The sequence below is a fragment of the Streptomyces sp. NPDC127092 genome, from assembly GCF_042722475.1.
In the GTDB taxonomy this organism is placed as follows: domain Bacteria; phylum Actinomycetota; class Actinomycetes; order Streptomycetales; family Streptomycetaceae; genus Streptomyces.
In genome coordinates this window covers 750-2,171 of sequence record NZ_JBHXFE010000142.1, presented here as the reverse complement: position 1 = coordinate 2,171, position 1,422 = coordinate 750, and the positions used below count along the sequence as shown (strand labels likewise).

General features: G+C 70.8%; 2 protein-coding genes. Both read left to right on the top strand.

Annotated elements, in window-relative coordinates; translation table 11 throughout:
* Positions 1-204 (top strand): hypothetical protein (locus ACFWJO_RS38075; RefSeq protein WP_386872733.1); only part of this gene is annotated, 204 nt, incomplete at its 5' end.
* 84 nt (positions 205-288) lie between these two features.
* Positions 289-1,422, top strand: a 1,134-nt coding sequence (locus tag ACFWJO_RS38070) for a pyridoxal phosphate-dependent aminotransferase (RefSeq protein WP_386872731.1), incomplete at its 3' end; no start/stop codon positions are given.

The following is a 1,422-nucleotide window of genomic DNA, read 5'->3' as shown; positions in this document are numbered from 1 at the left end:
ACCGCGACGCTGGACGACGACGCCGAACGGCGCATCGCCGAGGTGATGTCCGCCCTCGACGGCGACGGCCTGCGGGAGCTCGAACGGCTCACCACGGGCGCCGACCCGCTTCCGGTCGCCGAGGCCGCGCAGTACTGGCTGGTGGACCATGGCCTGGAGGACGCGCCCGAGGACTGGTTCGTCCCCCGCGGCTCCTGGTTCTGAGCCCGCGCGAGGGAGGGGCGCCGGCCCGCGTCGCACGAGCTCGACTGTGACGCACACCGCCCGGGGGGTGCCATGATGGGGGGCATGCCGACCCCGCATCCCCGCCAGTTCCGCCAGTCCGCCAAGCTGCTGAACGTCCGCTACGACGTGCGCGGCCCCATCCTGGAGGAGGCGCAGCGGATGGAGGCCGCGGGCCACCGGATCATGAAGCTGAACATCGGCAACCCGGCCCCGTTCGGCTTCGAGGCGCCGGACGCCGTCCTGGCGGCGATGCACCAGCACCTGCCGCACGCGCAGGGCTACTCGGACTCCAAGGGCATCTACTCGGCGCGCACCGCCGTCTCGCAGTACTACGAGTCCCGGGGCATCCGGGACATCGGCGTGGACGACGTGTTCATCGGCAACGGCGTCTCCGAGATGATCACGATGGTCCTGCAGGCCCTGGTCGACGACGGCGACGAGATCCTCGTCCCCTCGCCCGACTACCCGCTGTGGACCGGCGCCACCACCCTGGCCGGGGGCCGAGCGGTGCACTACCGCTGCGTCGAGGAGGAGGGCTGGGAGCCCGACCTCGAGCACATCGAGTCCCTCGTCACGGAGCGCACCAAGGGCATCGTCCTGATCAACCCGAACAACCCCACCGGCGCGGTCTACTCCCGCGCCGTGCTGCAGGGCATCGTGGACGTCGCCCGCCGCCACAACCTCGTCCTCATGGCGGACGAGATCTACGAGAAGATCACCTACGACGGCGCCCGCCACATCAACGCCGCCGGCCTGTCCGACGACGTGCTCACCCTGACGTTCTCCGGCCTGTCCAAGGCATACCGGGTGGCGGGCTACCGCTCCGGCTGGGTGGCCGTGTCCGGGCCGAAGCACCGGGCCGCCGACTTCCTCGAGGGCCTGACCCTGCTGGCCAACATGCGGATGTGCGCCAACGTGCCCGCACAGCACGCCATCCAGGTGGCACTGGGCGGCTACCAGTCCATCGACGACCTCGTCCTGCCCGGCGGTCGGCTGCTCGAGCAGCGCAACCTCGCCCAGGACCGCCTGAACGCCATCCCCGGCGTGTCCGTGCAGCCGGCCCACGGCGCCCTCTACCTGTTCCCGCGCCTGGACCCGGAGGTCTACGCGATCGACGACGACGAGGCGTTCGTCATCGAGCTGCTGCGGGCGAAGAAGATCCTCGTCTCGCACGGCGGGGCGTTCAACTACCCGTAC